The organism is Porticoccus litoralis, assembly GCF_030676955.1.
Taxonomy (GTDB): domain Bacteria; phylum Pseudomonadota; class Gammaproteobacteria; order Pseudomonadales; family Porticoccaceae; genus Porticoccus; species Porticoccus litoralis.
In genome coordinates this window covers 33,561-47,698 of sequence record NZ_JAUUUU010000004.1, presented here as the reverse complement: position 1 = coordinate 47,698, position 14,138 = coordinate 33,561, and the positions used below count along the sequence as shown (strand labels likewise).

The window sequence follows — 14,138 nt, the reverse complement described above, 5'->3', positions numbered from 1 at the left end:
TTCTCATAGGCCAAGTAAAAATAGAATAACCCCACAGGGTTGATCGGAGACTATTATGCCTGCAAACAGGGACGGCAAATACAGCCACACAGCAGAACTGAAACGTCAGGATGCAGCACACCACCTGCATCCCTTCACTGACTTTCAAGACTATGCTGCTCATCCCGGCAGAATCATCAGCCGTGCTGAAGGTGTCTATATTGAGGACAGCGACGGCAACCGCATTCTCGATGGCATGTCGGGACTATGGTGCTGCAACCTCGGCTACAGCCAGCCCGGTATTGTCGAAGCGGTGCGAAAGCAGCTCAGCGAACTGCCGTTTTACAATAATTTTTTCCAGTGCGCCAATGAACCATCCGTACGACTGGCTGCCAGGCTCGCGTCTCTGACACCGGACAACTTCAACCACGTGTTTTTTACCAACTCCGGTTCTGAAGCCAACGACACCAACCTGCGTCTGGTGCGTCGCTACTGGGATCTTCTGGATAAACCCAACAAACGCATTATTTTGTCACGCACCAATGCCTACCACGGCAGCACCATCGCCGCCGCCAGCCTCGGCGGCTTTGACTTCGTGCACCGCCAGTTCGAAACCCTCCCCTACGTGCACCACATCGCCCAACCCTACTGGTTCAAGGATGGCGGCGAGCTGTCGCCGGAGGAATTTGGCGTCCGCGTTGCCAAGGACTTGGAGCGCGCCATTGACGAGTTGGGTGAGGACAATATCGCTGCCTTTATCGCCGAGCCTATTCAGGGTGCCGGCGGTGTCATCGTGCCACCTGAGAGCTATTGGCCGGAAATGCGGCGCATTCTTGCCGAGCGCGACATTTTGTTTATTAGCGATGAGGTAATCTGCGGGTTTGGCCGTACGGGCCAACTGTTCGGCTGTCAGAGCTACGGCACCTCACCAGACCTGATCACCTTTGCCAAAGCGGTCACCAACGGCTTTCAGCCACTCGGTGGAGTGCTGCTCGGGGATCGGGTGGCAAATGTGCTGACCAGCGGAGGCGGCGAGTTTGGTCATGGCTTTACCTATAGCGGCCACCCGGCAGCCTGCGCCGCAGCACTGGCAACGCTAGACATTCTGGAGCGAGAACAGCTGGTTGAGCGAGTGGCAGATGATATTGGTCCCTATCTGCAACGACGCTGGCAAGAATTGGCCGATCATCCCATCGTCGGCGAAACCCGTGGCAAAGGCATGGTGGCAGCGCTGGAACTGGTGCGGAACAAACACACCAGGGAACGGTTAGAAGATGGAGGGAAAGCCGGCGCAGTATGTCGGCAATTCTGTATTGAAAGCGGACTGGTGATGCGTGCTGTGGGTGACGCCATGATCATCGCGCCACCACTGGTCTGCAGCCACGAAGAAATTGATCTGCTGATCGAGCGGGCCACACGTGCCCTGGACCTGACCGCCAGCCACTATCACCTTTGATCAGGAAATAGCCTTTAGCCATAAACACTGTATGGCTAGCACTCGGCTATCCTTGAAGAGAGAGGTAACCATGGTCAACCAGAACAGTCTGTTCCGCTGGGACGATCCGTTTCTGCTGGAAGAACAGCTTAGTGACGAAGAACGGCAGATCCGCGATAGCGCCCGCCACTATGCCCAGGACAAACTGTTGCCCAGGGCGCGTGAAGCGTTTCGCCATGAACACACCGACCGCACCATCTTCACCGAAATGGGCTCGCTGGGCCTGTTGGGTAGCACCTTGCAGGGCTATGGCTGTGCCGGTGTCAATCAGGTGAGTTACGGATTGATCGCCCGGGAAATCGAACGGGTTGATTCCGGTTACCGTTCACTGATGAGTGTGCAGTCCAGCCTAGTGATGTATCCCATTGACCAGTTTGGCAGCGAAGCGCAGAAGCAGCGCTACCTGCCCAAACTGGCCAGTGGTGAATGGGTTGGCTGTTTCGGCCTCACCGAGCCGAATGCCGGTTCCGATCCTGCCAGTATGACCAGCCGCGCCCGCACAACTGCCGACGGATTCCTACTCAGCGGCAGTAAAACATGGATCACCAATTCACCCATCGCCGACCTGTTTCTGGTCTGGGCAAAAACGGATGACGGCACCATCCGCGGCTTCCTGTTGGAAAAAGGCATGGCGGGACTGAGCGCACCAAAAATCGAGGGAAAACTGGCACTGCGCACTTCGGTCACCGGCGAAATTGTTATGGACGAGGTATTTGTGACGGAAGAAAACCTGTTGCCAGATGTCTCTGGGTTGAAGGGGCCTTTCAGCTGCCTGAACAATGCCCGCTATGGCATCTCTTGGGGTGCCATCGGCGCTGCCGAAGCCTGCTGGCACAGCGCCCGTCAGTACTGTCTGGATCGAGAACAATTCGGGCGTCCTTTGGCAGCCAACCAGTTGATTCAGTACAAACTGGCTAACATGCAAACGGATATCAGTTTGGCTCTACAGGGGGCACTGCGGGCAGGCCGACTCAAGGATCAAAACCGCTTATCCCCGGAACTGGTATCACTGTTGAAGCGCAACAACTGCGGCAAGGCCTTGGAAATAGCCCGGCTCAGCCGTGACATGCTGGGGGGCAATGGCATCTCCGAGGAATTCCCTGTGATGCGTCACCTGCTCAATCTTGAAGTGGTCAATACCTATGAGGGCACCAGCGACATCCATGCCCTGATACTGGGTCGTGCCCAAACGGGCATCCAGTCGTTTAACTGAGGTGTTTTATAGACATTAGCTCAGCACCACCACCATGGGCGGTGGAAAGCCGTTAAAACGTGTCGCACAACTGCTGGTATAGGCGCCGGTGAAGGGCAGAAACAACAGATCGCCCGACTGCATAGACTCAGGCAAAAGCTGGTTCCTGAGACAGATATCCAGCGAATCACAGGTGGGGCCAGCCAATGTCCAGCTGACCATTTCCCCTACCCTCTCGCTGATCACGGGATAGCGAAAACGGTCATTCAACTCCATCAATCCCCCGTAGATGCCGGTATCGAGATACAACCAGCGCTGACCGTTGCGAATAGCCGTCCCCACTACACGGGTTACCAGGCAGCCCGCCGACGCCACCAGGTTGCGCCCCGGTTCTGCAATCACGGTAAAGCCGTTATCCAGGTTGGCGAGTTCGTCATTGATGCGCTTGCCAATGTCACTAATGGAAGGCACATCTGCGTGCATCTGCACCGGGAATCCGCCCCCCAGGTTCAGCAATCGCGGCCGGTAACCCCGCTGTCTCATGGCACCAAAGGTACGTTGAGCGGCTCGAATCCCCTCCACCCAGTTATCGGAGTTAAGACACTGGGACCCCACATGGAACGTCACCCCCGCAAGGTCCATGCCGTATTGCATGCAGGCATCCATCACCGCTTCTGCCTCCCGGCCAATAACACCGAACTTGCCTTCAAGTGGCCAGGCAGCACCAAGGTTACTGACGCTGATACGTAGATATAGACTGGCCTGTGGGGCATGGCGATGCATTTTTTCCACTTCAGCCACCGAGTCCACCGCATACCAGCGCACACCGTGACTCACGGCATAGTGGATGTAGTCATCGGGTTTGATCGGGTTTGAGTAAAAGATGTTGTCCGGGTCCACTCCCATGTCCAGTAACACGGCAAGTTCTGATCGGGAAGCCACTTCAAAGTGGATGCCCTCTTCGTGCAGCACATCAAGAATACGCCGGTCGGGGTTGGATTTAACTGCGAAATGCGGACGCACCCTGGGCATCGCTGCCCGGAAACAGCGGGCATTGATTCTCAGCTGTTCGCTACTCACATACAGCAGAGGCTGCTGATACCCCATGATGGCAACCCGGTTTCTGGCCGTGGTCAACACAGCGGGCAGTGCCACCGGCAAGGGGCGATCATCACGCCTCGCCTGTTTATTTGACATGGGTTCTTACCACTTAATGATACTTATTTTCAGTTTAGGTGGCGGGATGAAGGCTTGGTATGTGCAAGACCGACAGTTACGTCAACATGATCTATCCTTTTGATAAGAACACTGTCCAATGTGATCAAATCGCGACATAGCCCAAGGGGTTCTGTGTATGGCTCCGGACCTGGATCAACGCCTGCTGGATCTACTCAGAAACAACAGTAGAGAAAGTATCGCCAACCTGGCGATTAAGCTGGGCGTCAGTCGCGCAACCGTAAAACAGCATATGGACACCCTCGAGCGGCGCAAAATCATCGAAGGCTATACCATCCGCTATCACCCGCAGCACCTGCAACAGATCAGTGCGTACCTGATGATAGAAATCGCCCCCAAACTCGCCGGCAATATCGTGCGCAGGATGGAAAAAATGTCCGCGGTAGAATCCCTGTTCAGCATCAGCGGCAATTACGACCTGCTGGCAGTGGTCAGTTGTGCCAACACCCGGGAGCTGGACCAGGCCATCGACATGATTGCCAGCCTTGATGGTGTAGAGAAAACCCTCACCAGTATCGTGCTGGGGGCGAAATTCCAGCGCTAGATCACGCCTTCCCGGCGCAGGGCCTGACGCTGCTCCTCATCTAGCCCCAGCAATTCTCCCAGCACCTCGTCGTTATGGCTGGCGACATCGGGACCTGGCCAACGGGTTTCCCCCGGGGTATCGCATAAACGCGGCAGCATGGCCGGGATTTTTAAGGGTTCACCGTTGATCTGTACCTGCTCATAGAGACCCCGCGCATTGAAATGGGGGTCTTCCAGCATATCTGACACATTGTAAATGGGCCCTGCGGGAACGCGCCCTTCATCGAGCCGGGATAACACTTCTGCACTGGGCAGGCTGCCACACCAGGCCGCCAGAGCCGCATCAATTTCCTGCTCATGTTTTACCCGGCCCGCGTTATCCGCCAGTCTTGGATCATCTGCCATTTCGGGGCGGTTGGCTGCCCGCATCAGGCGCTTGAAAATGGAGTCACCATTTCCGCCAATTACCACGTATTTATTGTCAGCACAGCGGTAGGTATTGGTGGGAACAATGCCCGTCACCGTGGTACCAGAGGGCTCACGTACCACCCCGGCGCCATCGAACTCGGGAATCACCCCCTCGAGCAGGTTGAACATGGCTTCGTAGAGCGCCACATCGATGACCTGGCCGGTACCGCTGGACTGCCGCGACAACAGTGCCAGTGTCACCCCAAAGGCAGCATGCAAGCCTGCGATACTATCCCCCAGGCTGAGATTGGGCCTGACCGGGGCTTCACCGGGAAATCCATTCAGGTAACGGAAACCGCTGATGCCTTCGCACACCGAGGCAAAACCCGGCTTACTGGCATAGGGGCCGTCCTGGCCATAGCCTGAAATGCGGGTATAGACCAGACCCGGGTTTGTGGTTTTAAAACGCTCTGGCCCCAGGCCCCATTCCTCCATTACGCCGGGACGAAAGTTTTCAACCAGCACATCCGCACCATCAATCAGCCGGGCTGCCAGCTCCTGCCCCTTGGCGGATTTAAGGTCCAGGGTAATGCACTTCTTGTTGCGACCCAGGCTGCGCCACCATAGCGATGTGCCGTCCTTTAGCTGCCGCCAATTACGCAGGGGGTCACCACCACCGGGGGGTTCCACTTTGATAACTTCGGCACCGAAATAGGCCAACAACGAACCGGCAAACGGACCTGCCAACAGCTGGCCCAGTTCGATGACCCGATAACCACTCAACGGTTTAGCGGTGTTCATAGTTACGTTCCCTTATATCAGGATAGCCAGCAATAGCGGCACGGCCACCAGCGCCATAACAGTCGACGCCACGACAATCCCGGCCACCGCTGCGGGTTCCCGGTCATATTTGAGTGCCAGCAGGTAGTTAAACACGGCTGCGGGCATAATGGCCTGCAGCAAAACCACATTGCGCGCCGGGCCACTCATCCCCATCCAGGTCACGGCCAGCCAGGCAAAGGCCAGACCGCCGACAATTCGCAACAGAGATAGTCCCATACTTCGCCACCAACCGGTTGTGGATAAGGTGGAAAGAGAGACTCCCAGCGTCAGCAACATCAATGGAATGGTGAAGTCACCCAACAGTTTCAGGGTGCTATCGACCCAGACAGGCAACTGCACATCGCTCGCCAGCATTATTAAGGCAATCGCAATGGCATGGATAAGGGGTTGTTGTAACAATCCCCTGAGCGTCGCCCAAAGCCCGGTACCCGACCGCGACATCAGCGCCACACCAAAAGTCATCAGCGTCGTCATCTGCACCATAAAAAACGCTACCGCCAGCGCCAGCCCTTCCTCACCAAAAGCGAACAGGCACAGGGGCAACCCCATATTGCCGGTATTGGGAAATACGATTGGCGACAGCAGCGCACGCAGGTCACCGCCCATCAGCCGAATCACAATAGCGCCCAGCAAGGCAGTCCCCGCCAGCACGACGCTGGCAGCTATGGCCACCTGTGCAAACCCTTCCCCTGAAATATCCGCCTGGCTAATGGCTGACACGACCAGGCAGGGCGCGCCAATATTCATCACCGCCCGAGTGACAAACTCCGAAGCATAGGGCACCCGGGAGCGTCCCCAGCAAAAACCGAGACCGATGACAATCAGCACTGGCGCCATGACATTCCAGAGTTGCACTAGCATTATTTTTTTCGACTCCACGATTTTTTAAAAACGACAGCGTTATACTGGCCCTCGCCGCCAGTACTTGTGTCACCCCATATGGCGACATAACAGATCATTGATCATGATGGCACAGGCACTTGACGGGACCGGGAACGGGGAACGATCTACCGTTCACCTTCTCTAAGAAGACGATCAACCGACAGGCTTCCAGGCTATGGGTTTTACCCTGAAAACATCAGGTTTTTTTCTTTTACTGCTCCTGCTTAGCGGTGTGGCGATGAGCGCCACGCCCGAGGCAGCCCATCAGGAGGTGAAGGATAACGCACCCGCTGATAACGGTGAACTGCAGAGTACCGACAGCGAAGTCCTGCCCCGTCTCGAAACCACTCTGGATCGCACCATTGCCAACTACCAGGCTGCCATTGCGGAACGCGAAGCCAACTACGGCCCCTTCGATCAGGAGCTGTCAGAAATGAGTTACGGTCTTGGCAACACCCTGTTTCTCAGCCTGCGTTTTCCGGAAGCAATGATGGCCTACCAGCGCGCCATGCACCTGGACCGAGTTAATCAGGGTGTCTACAGCCTGGGGCAGGAACCGATGTTGCGGGGTATTATCGCCACCCAGCAAGCGATGGGGGAACCCGATGCCACCTCGGAAACCTATTTGCAGTTGCTCTGGCTTTACAGCAAAGCCTACGGTGACACCGACCCCCGCATGATCCCCATACTCGATGAAGCCAGCCGCTGGCACATGCAGGCCTATAGCGCCAGTGGCATGCGCGACGATGTCTTCCACCTGCACATGGCCAGGGGTTTTTCCACCCATGCCATCAATATCGCCACGGAACACTTCGGAGAGTCTGACCTGAGACTGGTGGGACTGCTTCAAAACACCGCGCTGGCCAATTATTACCTCGAACAGCACCAGAAAAGTTATCCCGGCGTCGCCGGCTGGGAAGACACTGAAGCCATGTTCGACCGCCTGCCAAACATTGAGTGGATACCCCAGGAATTGTACTGGCGAAGAAATTTTTCGCGGGAAGGCCGCAAAGCCTGTAAAAAAATGATCAGTATTCTGGAAAACAACTCAGCAGCATCCCCCCAGGACAAGGCCCGGGGCTATGTCGCCAATGGCGACATGCTGTTGCTGTTAAACAAACCGAAGTCAGCCATCAAATCTTACCAACGGGCCCAATTGCTGCTGGAACAGGAAGCGCAAGATAAGCCCATGATTGAAGAACTGTTCGGGGCACCGAAAATGCTGCCGCAACCCCGATCTGCACCAATACCCTCAGTGCCGGAAAACATCAGCCAGCCCGTTGACGATGATACAAAGCTATCTTTTGCCGACTTTGTGGGAGAGAGTGTTGATCCCTTACCCCTGCCGACCCCAAAAGAATATGTGATGGTCGCTGTGGATGTGTCGGAAAAAGGCACACCCGATAACATCAATATTGTTAGCATACACGCCGACGAAACCGAGGGAATGGAAAAGCGCGCTCGCAGGGCCATCACTGGCAGCCGCTTTCGCCCTCGCTTTGAGAATGGTTCCCCGGTCACGACCCAGGCATTGCCGGTCAAGGTCTTGATGAATTAGGCTAATCCGCATGAAATATCTTTACCCATGGCTGCTGCTGTCTGTACTTCTGTTGACCGGCTGCCCCACCACACCCTCTTCCAGCAGCAGCTCTCAGAGCTCATCGTCGAGCTCCTCCAGCTCGCAGAGTTCCAGTAGCCAAAGTGCCAGCGAAAGCGAGGAAAGTGAGGAAAGTACAGAAGCTGATGCGGCTGAAGCAGCAGCCTCAGAGGCGGAAGCGGCTGAGGCAGCAGCTTCACAGGCAGAAAGTAGTACGGCTGCGGGAGCAGAAACACAAAGTGAGCAAACTGAAGCATCGGAACCGGAAAGCGCTGCGGCAGCCAGTGCTCGCGGCGCTGGCTCACCAGAAGATGAAGGCAGCCCTAAACTGCCAGAGCCTCCCGGCGGTGGACAACCAGGCTCCGCAGGAGGCCAGCTGCCCCCCGCTGGCGGCGACATCCTCACCGAGGAAGAAAAAATTTCCACCCTGGACGCACAACTGGATGCCTCTCTGGTGGGCTTCGACTCCATGCTGGGCGGTGAGCGAACCAGCTCAGGCAGCCAAATGGCAGAAGACGGTGAAGATGCCGGTTCTGCGGGCAGCGCAGGCGGTCCACTTTCAGGGGAAGGTGAACTGGCCGGCGAACCCGGCGGTGGCGCTGTAGGCGGTGCCGGCGAAGAAGGTAGCGACGAGCAACCCTACGGCGGTTGGGGCAACAGTGATACCAACACCGAAGGCAAAGCAACCACGATTTATGGCCGGGATGGCGGCGTGGCAGGCACCTTGCCCGGCAGCCAACTGCCCACCAACATCCCCAATGGCAGCGATGATGACATCGTCGCCCGCCAGATCCGTGAGGCTGCCATGCGAGAGCCGGACCCAGTGCTACGTGAAAAGCTTTGGGATGAATACCGCAAATATAAAGAAGGGCAATAACCGTGCTAGCTTTCCAGGTTCATAAGTCACGTGCTGTGAGAGCCCTTAGCCTATTTAAAATAACCCTGAGCTTTCGTGTAAAAGCCCTTGGCCTATTACTCGTATTTCTAACACTGGCCGGTTGCGCCAACACCAACCGCGTCACCACCACGGTGATCACCCCACTTGAGCAGCCAGACGCCATCGCCAATGAATCCCTGCTGCTCGATCTGGCAGTGCTGCCCTTCGATCCGGGCCTGGAAAATATCAAGGCTGACGATACAACGGTATCACCCACCGTGCGTAGTGCCGAAGCCCAGTACCTTCCCAACCAACTGGCAGAAACCATTCAGAAAACGGCAGCTTGGGGCGCGGTACGTCAGGTTCCCAGCCGCAATACCGTGGTCGATGTCTATGTCGCTGGAAAAATTGTTGAGTCCACCGGCGAGACTCTGACCCTGAAAATTGATGTCAGCGATGCCAGTAATCGCCACTGGTACAGTAAAACCTACACGGAAACCGTTGGCAGTTACGCCTACGATCAGCAGAACCGGACACAGCAGGACCCTTTCCAGGGGCTGTTCAACCGTATCGCCAATGATTTGCTGGAGTACCGTCAACAACTTCCACCGCAACAGATCACCAACCTGCGGGCAGTATCCAACCTCAGATTTGCCAAGGACTTTTCCCCGGAAGCCTTCAGCAATCACATCACCGAAGCACCGGATGGCCAACTGCAAATAACCCGTCTACCGGCGGCTAACGATCCCATCCTGCAGCGGATACAACGCATTCGTGAACGGGACTACCTGTTCATCGATACCATGCAGGAACATTACGATACTTTTTCCCGGCAAATGGACACCCCCTACCAGGAATGGCGGGCTGCGAGCTACGATGAAATGGTCGCCGTGCAGGAGCTGAAACGCCAATCCCGCACCCGCACCATTGGCGGTATTGCGGCGGTGATCGGCGGTATTATCGCCTCCGGCAGCAACAGTGGCTCAGGGCGCGCTGCGGGTGCAGTGGCCATAGGCACCGGCGCCATGATGGTCAAAAGCGGCCTATCCAAGCGTGGCGAGCTGAAAATTCACGAGGATGCCCTGACCGAAATGGCCCAGTCCCTCGAAGCGGAAGTCGCCCCCCAGGTCATCCAGCTTGAAGATCGCACCATTACCCTGACGGGCAATGTGGAAGCCCAGTACCAACAATGGAAAACGTTGCTGCGTGAAATCTACCAGGCAGAACGCGGCGGAATCTGAAGTCATGGCAGACAGTAACGATTTTGAGCCCATTAAACCGGCCGAATTTCCCCTGACCCAAAACACGCTGCAACCCGGCGAACCTGTGCCCTGGCAGCAGCGTCGTTCTACCTGGGTGGCGCTGGCCATTTGCGTGCTACTGGCGTTGCTGGTCATTTTTGTACTACCGGCCCTGGTGCCGACACCAAAAGGCCCACCGGTGGCCATTGAAACGGGTAACAGCCAGGCTCCCGCCCTGTCCGAGTCCCCGTTTCGGGATGCTCAACTGGGCAATGCCCGCCGCGCCGCACAGGATGTACTGGCCAAAATTCTCGAGAAGAAATCATTTCTGGAACAAAAGAATATCCAGCAGTGGGGAGCTTCCGCCATGACGGAAGCCCTGAAGGCCGCCACGGAGGGCGACCGGTTTTATCAGCAGCGCGATTTTCCCCAGGCACAAGCCCGCTATGAAGAAACACTGTCTAACCTTCAGGCCCTGGAGGACAGTATTCCACAACGCCTGGCCGCTGCGCTAACTACCGGCAACACGTTCCTCAGTGAAAGCCATGCCCTCAAGGCACAAGAGCAGTTTGAACTGGCACTGGCGATTGATCCCGACAATCGCGAGGCCGAAATCGGTCTCTCCCGAGCCACAGTGCTCGACCAGGTTACCGACTTGCTAAACCAGGCGGATCTGGCGGTGCAAAACAGCGAACTTGAGCGTGCCCGCCAGCTATTCAACCAGATCATTTCCCTCGATGCGTTGAGTAACAGAGCAAGAGACGGTCTGCAGCAGGTTACACAACAGATCAGCCAGCAGGCTTTTAATGAGGCCATGAGCCGGGGATTTAACGCCCTGGAAAGCAACCAGCTCACGAAGGCGAGAACGGCATTCAACGAGGCCCTGAAGATACAGCCGGACAGTGATGCCGCCCGCAAAGGCCTGGCGCAAACCGGAAACCGTAGCACTCAACAATCGATTCAGTCGCTGATGACCAAAGCAGAACAACAGGAGACTGACGAGCAATGGCACTCGGCCAGAGACAGCTACGCCAAAACCCTGACCATCGACAGTTCGCTGATGGCTGCACGTCTGGGCCAGCTGCGTAGCGGCGCACGGGCAGACCTTGAAGATCGCATCATGAAAATACTCAACGACCCGTTGCGGCTTTCCACAGCCTCAGTGCGCAAACAGGCGACACAGGTATTGCAGGATGCCCGGGGCATCAAGAATCCCGGTCCCAGGCTGCGCGAGCAGATCTCCCGCCTGCAGAAAACCATCCAGACTGCCGTCACACCGTTGACCATCGAATTTCTATCTGACAACGACACCCATGTCACCCTCTACAAGGTGGGCGAGTTGGGACAGTTCAATCGCAAACAACTCGAACTGATTCCCGGAAACTATGTGGCAGTTGGCAGTCGCTCTGGCTACCGGGATGTGCGCGTGGAGTTTCAGATCACAGCAACAAGCCGTGACAAGCCGGTGATTATCGTCTGTACGGAGCCGGTGTCATGAACGAACAGAAAAATGATCATGAGGCTATCCAGCCGCTGGCGTTCACGCCCTTGGCAGAAAATACCGGTGCGAAACGCTTTCGGTTAAAGCCCCTGCCAATGTTGCTGGGTCTGGCCCTGATTGCCAGTCTACTGGTTATGGCCTTTCTGCTCAGCGCCCGCTCGGTGGTGGTCAAAATCACTCCCGACAATGCCCGTATCGATATCAGTGGCGGCATCAGTTTTGCCCTGGCCGATCACTACCTGATGCGGCCGGGCGATTACCAGCTTGTAGCAGAAGCAGAAGGTTTTGAAGTACTACAGTTACCGTTCACGGTCGGCAAGGATGATCATCAATTGCTTCAGCTGGAGATGCAGAAGCTGCCAGGTCATCTGGCCCTTACCACCGAGCCGCCGGGAGCCGAAGTCAGTATCAATGATGAGGCTGTGGGTGCCGCGCCACTCACTATTTCTGATTTGACGCCAAGTGACCATACCCTGACTATCTCTGCACAGCGTTACCTTCCGGTAACCCGTGAGATCAACATTGAAGGCATGGACACCACCCAGTCACTGTCCGTGCAACTGGAACCCGCCTGGGGCCAGGTATCCCTGACCTCCTCACCACCCGGGGCAACCGTCAGTGTGGGCGATGAGGATCGGGGTGTCACACCCCTCACCACCGAACTGCTGGCCGAAGGCGAAGTGATCAAAGTGGCTTTACCCGGTTATAAAACCTGGCAGCAAAGCCTGAGTGTCGCCATTGGTGAAACCCTGGCTGTTGATGATATCCAGCTAGAGCCGGCAGACGGGCTACTGCAACTCAGCTCCACCCCCAGCGGTGCCACAGTTACACTTAACGGCGCTTACCAGGGCACAACGCCACTGGATATCGAATTAACGCCACAACAAACCCACCAGCTGACCCTGTTTTTCAATGGTTACAAAACGGCAAAACGCAGCCTGACCCTCTCCGCAGGCGAACAGCAAAGTATGTCGGTACAGCTCCAGGCTAACCTGGGAGAAGTCCAAGTCGTGGCCAGCCCGGCCGATGCCTCGGTATGGATTGACGGTGTGATGCGCGGGACACAGGGGCAAACCTTCACCCTGCCCGCCAGGCAGCACCGGATTGAACTGCGCAGAGCTGGCTATGCCACAGCCACACGCACGGTCACCCCGCAACCGGGCCTCGACCAGGTGGTGAAAGTCACTTTGCTCACCGAGCAACAGGCTCGCTGGGCATCGGTCCCCGAGAAAATCACGACTGCCAACGGTGCCACCCTGCTGCTATTCAAACCACGGAAACCCTTCACCATGGGGGCACCCCGCCGGGAAAGTGGCCGACGGGCCAACGAAGTGCGGCGCGAGGTGCAGTTGACTCGCCCCTTCTACCTGGCCAGCCATGAAGTCACCAATCGGCAGTTCAAACAGTTTGCCCGTACTCACAGCTCGAGCCACGCGAGTGGTATTACCCTGGACCAGCCGACCCAGCCCGTGGTGCGGATCAGCTGGGAGCAGGCAGCTCGCTACTGCAACTGGCTCAGCGGCAAGGACAACCTGACACCGTTCTACCGGGAAGAAAACGGCAAGATCAAAGGCTTTGACCCCTCTGCCAACGGTTATCGTTTGCCCACAGAAGCAGAGTGGGCCTGGGCAGCGAGAACCACAAGTGGTGGCGAAAAACGTTTTTCCTGGGGCCAGCAATATCCGCCCGCCAACCGCTCGGGAAATTTTGCCGACACCAGTGCCGGTCGCCTGGTTACCGAACCCATCAAGGGGTATACCGACGGCTTTGCTGTCTCGGCACCGGTGGGAAGCTTCCGCCCCAATCACCGCCAGCTGTATGACCTGGAGGGAAATGTGTCAGAGTGGGTGAATGACTACTACGGCATTGAGCTGGGCCTTGGCAGCAGAGCTGAAAAAGACCCGATGGGGCCCGCCACGGGGGATTTGCGCGTAATACGTGGCGCCAGTTGGCGACATGGCAACATCACAGAGTTACGCTTGTCCTATCGTGATTACGGTGAACAACCCCGGGATGACCTGGGTTTTCGCATTGCCCGGTACGTGGAGTAGACACCCATGTGGAGATTCGTGAAATACTGGTTACTGGCGGCTACGCTCCTACTTGCCGGATTACCGACAATGGCAGAGGAACCTGCCTCCCCGCCACCGGAACCCACCGAGGCAACCCGTGTAAAAACCAACAGCAATAATAATGACACCACGGAAAACAGTACCCCTAGCCCGCGAACTAAGGCACCTGAATTTGATCCGAGTGAACAGATTTCCGAGGATTTATCGGTTCCGTTCCCGGTGGATATATAGTGGTAGGGTTGAACACAATCAACATCGGCACCTGACCTGTTGCAGCTAAAGGAAACACC

General features: G+C 56.5%; 12 protein-coding genes. 9 read left to right on the top strand and 3 right to left on the bottom strand.

Annotation, left to right across the window (positions count from 1 at the left end):
• Nucleotides 1–55 precede the first annotated feature (55 nt).
• Entirely contained in the window at nt 56–1,435 is a 1,380-nt protein-coding gene (locus Q8A57_RS08455) for an aspartate aminotransferase family protein (protein WP_305170611.1), read from the top strand.
• 70 nt (nt 1,436–1,505) lie between these two features.
• On the top strand, nt 1,506–2,687 hold the full coding sequence (locus Q8A57_RS08450) for an acyl-CoA dehydrogenase (protein ID WP_305170610.1): 1,182 nt from the start codon (nt 1,506–1,508) through the stop codon (nt 2,685–2,687).
• 15 nt (nt 2,688–2,702) lie between these two features.
• Here Q8A57_RS08450 and Q8A57_RS08445 read toward each other — a convergent pair whose 3' ends face one another.
• Nucleotides 2,703–3,863 (bottom strand): type III PLP-dependent enzyme, encoded by a 1,161-nt coding sequence (locus tag Q8A57_RS08445; RefSeq protein WP_305170609.1) that lies wholly within the window; start codon nt 3,861–3,863, stop codon nt 2,703–2,705.
• Nucleotides 3,864–4,020: 157 nt separating this feature from the next.
• On the opposite strand from Q8A57_RS08445, the gene Q8A57_RS08440 reads away from it, so the two are divergent.
• Nucleotides 4,021–4,446: an Lrp/AsnC family transcriptional regulator gene (locus Q8A57_RS08440; protein WP_305170608.1), complete on the top strand. Its 426-nt coding sequence runs from the start codon at nt 4,021–4,023 to the stop codon at nt 4,444–4,446.
• Here the strand turns inward: Q8A57_RS08440 and Q8A57_RS08435 are convergent.
• Nucleotides 4,443–5,636: a CaiB/BaiF CoA transferase family protein gene (locus Q8A57_RS08435; RefSeq protein ID WP_305170607.1), complete on the bottom strand. Its 1,194-nt coding sequence runs from the start codon at nt 5,634–5,636 to the stop codon at nt 4,443–4,445. The genes Q8A57_RS08440 and Q8A57_RS08435 overlap by 4 nt on opposite strands.
• 12 nt (nt 5,637–5,648) lie before the next feature.
• Nucleotides 5,649–6,539 carry an AEC family transporter gene (locus Q8A57_RS08430; RefSeq protein ID WP_305170605.1) on the bottom strand — a complete coding sequence of 297 codons (891 nt, stop codon included), beginning with the start codon at nt 6,537–6,539 and terminating at the stop codon, nt 5,649–5,651.
• A 259-nt stretch (nt 6,540–6,798) separates the two neighbouring features.
• Here Q8A57_RS08430 and Q8A57_RS08425 point away from each other — a divergent pair, with 259 nt between their 5' ends.
• The 6 genes from Q8A57_RS08425 to Q8A57_RS08400 are packed head-to-tail and all read left to right on the top strand — an operon-like array spanning nt 6,799 to nt 14,079.
• Nucleotides 6,799–8,118 (top strand): energy transducer TonB, encoded by a 1,320-nt coding sequence (locus Q8A57_RS08425; RefSeq protein ID WP_305170604.1) that lies wholly within the window; start codon nt 6,799–6,801, stop codon nt 8,116–8,118.
• 10 nt (nt 8,119–8,128) lie between these two features.
• Nucleotides 8,129–9,034, top strand: coding sequence for a hypothetical protein (locus Q8A57_RS08420; protein ID WP_305170602.1), 906 nt, complete (start codon nt 8,129–8,131; stop codon nt 9,032–9,034).
• A gap of 35 nt (nt 9,035–9,069) precedes the next feature.
• Nucleotides 9,070–10,275: a hypothetical protein gene (locus Q8A57_RS08415; RefSeq protein WP_305170601.1), complete on the top strand. Its 1,206-nt coding sequence runs from the start codon at nt 9,070–9,072 to the stop codon at nt 10,273–10,275.
• A 4-nt stretch (nt 10,276–10,279) separates the two neighbouring features.
• The gene (locus tag Q8A57_RS08410; protein ID WP_305170599.1) at nt 10,280–11,773 is read left to right on the top strand and encodes a tetratricopeptide repeat protein; all 1,494 of its coding nucleotides are present in this window, start codon (nt 10,280–10,282) and stop codon (nt 11,771–11,773) included.
• Complete coding sequence (locus Q8A57_RS08405) at nt 11,770–13,827, top strand: PEGA domain-containing protein (RefSeq protein ID WP_305170596.1); 2,058 nt, start codon at nt 11,770–11,772, stop codon at nt 13,825–13,827. Before Q8A57_RS08410 ends, Q8A57_RS08405 begins: the two co-directional genes overlap by 4 nt.
• A gap of 18 nt (nt 13,828–13,845) precedes the next feature.
• Nucleotides 13,846–14,079: a hypothetical protein gene (locus Q8A57_RS08400; RefSeq protein WP_305170594.1), complete on the top strand. Its 234-nt coding sequence runs from the start codon at nt 13,846–13,848 to the stop codon at nt 14,077–14,079.
• The last annotated feature ends 59 nt before the right edge of the window (nt 14,080–14,138 follow it).

Excerpts from the sequence above, each read along its gene's own strand:
- Q8A57_RS08455 (WP_305170611.1), top strand. The coding sequence starts at position 56 with ATGCCTGCAAACAGGGACGGCAAATACAGCCACACAGCAGAACTGAAA.
- Q8A57_RS08450 (WP_305170610.1), top strand. The coding sequence starts at position 1,506 with ATGGTCAACCAGAACAGTCTGTTCCGCTGGGACGATCCGTTTCTGCTG.
- Q8A57_RS08445 (WP_305170609.1), bottom strand. The coding sequence starts at position 3,863 with ATGTCAAATAAACAGGCGAGGCGTGATGATCGCCCCTTGCCGGTGGCA.
- Q8A57_RS08440 (WP_305170608.1), top strand. The coding sequence starts at position 4,021 with ATGGCTCCGGACCTGGATCAACGCCTGCTGGATCTACTCAGAAACAAC.
- Q8A57_RS08435 (WP_305170607.1), bottom strand. The coding sequence starts at position 5,636 with ATGAACACCGCTAAACCGTTGAGTGGTTATCGGGTCATCGAACTGGGC.
- Q8A57_RS08430 (WP_305170605.1), bottom strand. The coding sequence starts at position 6,539 with ATGCTAGTGCAACTCTGGAATGTCATGGCGCCAGTGCTGATTGTCATC.
- Q8A57_RS08425 (WP_305170604.1), top strand. The coding sequence starts at position 6,799 with ATGAGCGCCACGCCCGAGGCAGCCCATCAGGAGGTGAAGGATAACGCA.
- Q8A57_RS08420 (WP_305170602.1), top strand. The coding sequence starts at position 8,129 with ATGAAATATCTTTACCCATGGCTGCTGCTGTCTGTACTTCTGTTGACC.
- Q8A57_RS08410 (WP_305170599.1), top strand. The coding sequence starts at position 10,280 with ATGGCAGACAGTAACGATTTTGAGCCCATTAAACCGGCCGAATTTCCC.
- Q8A57_RS08405 (WP_305170596.1), top strand. The coding sequence starts at position 11,770 with ATGAACGAACAGAAAAATGATCATGAGGCTATCCAGCCGCTGGCGTTC.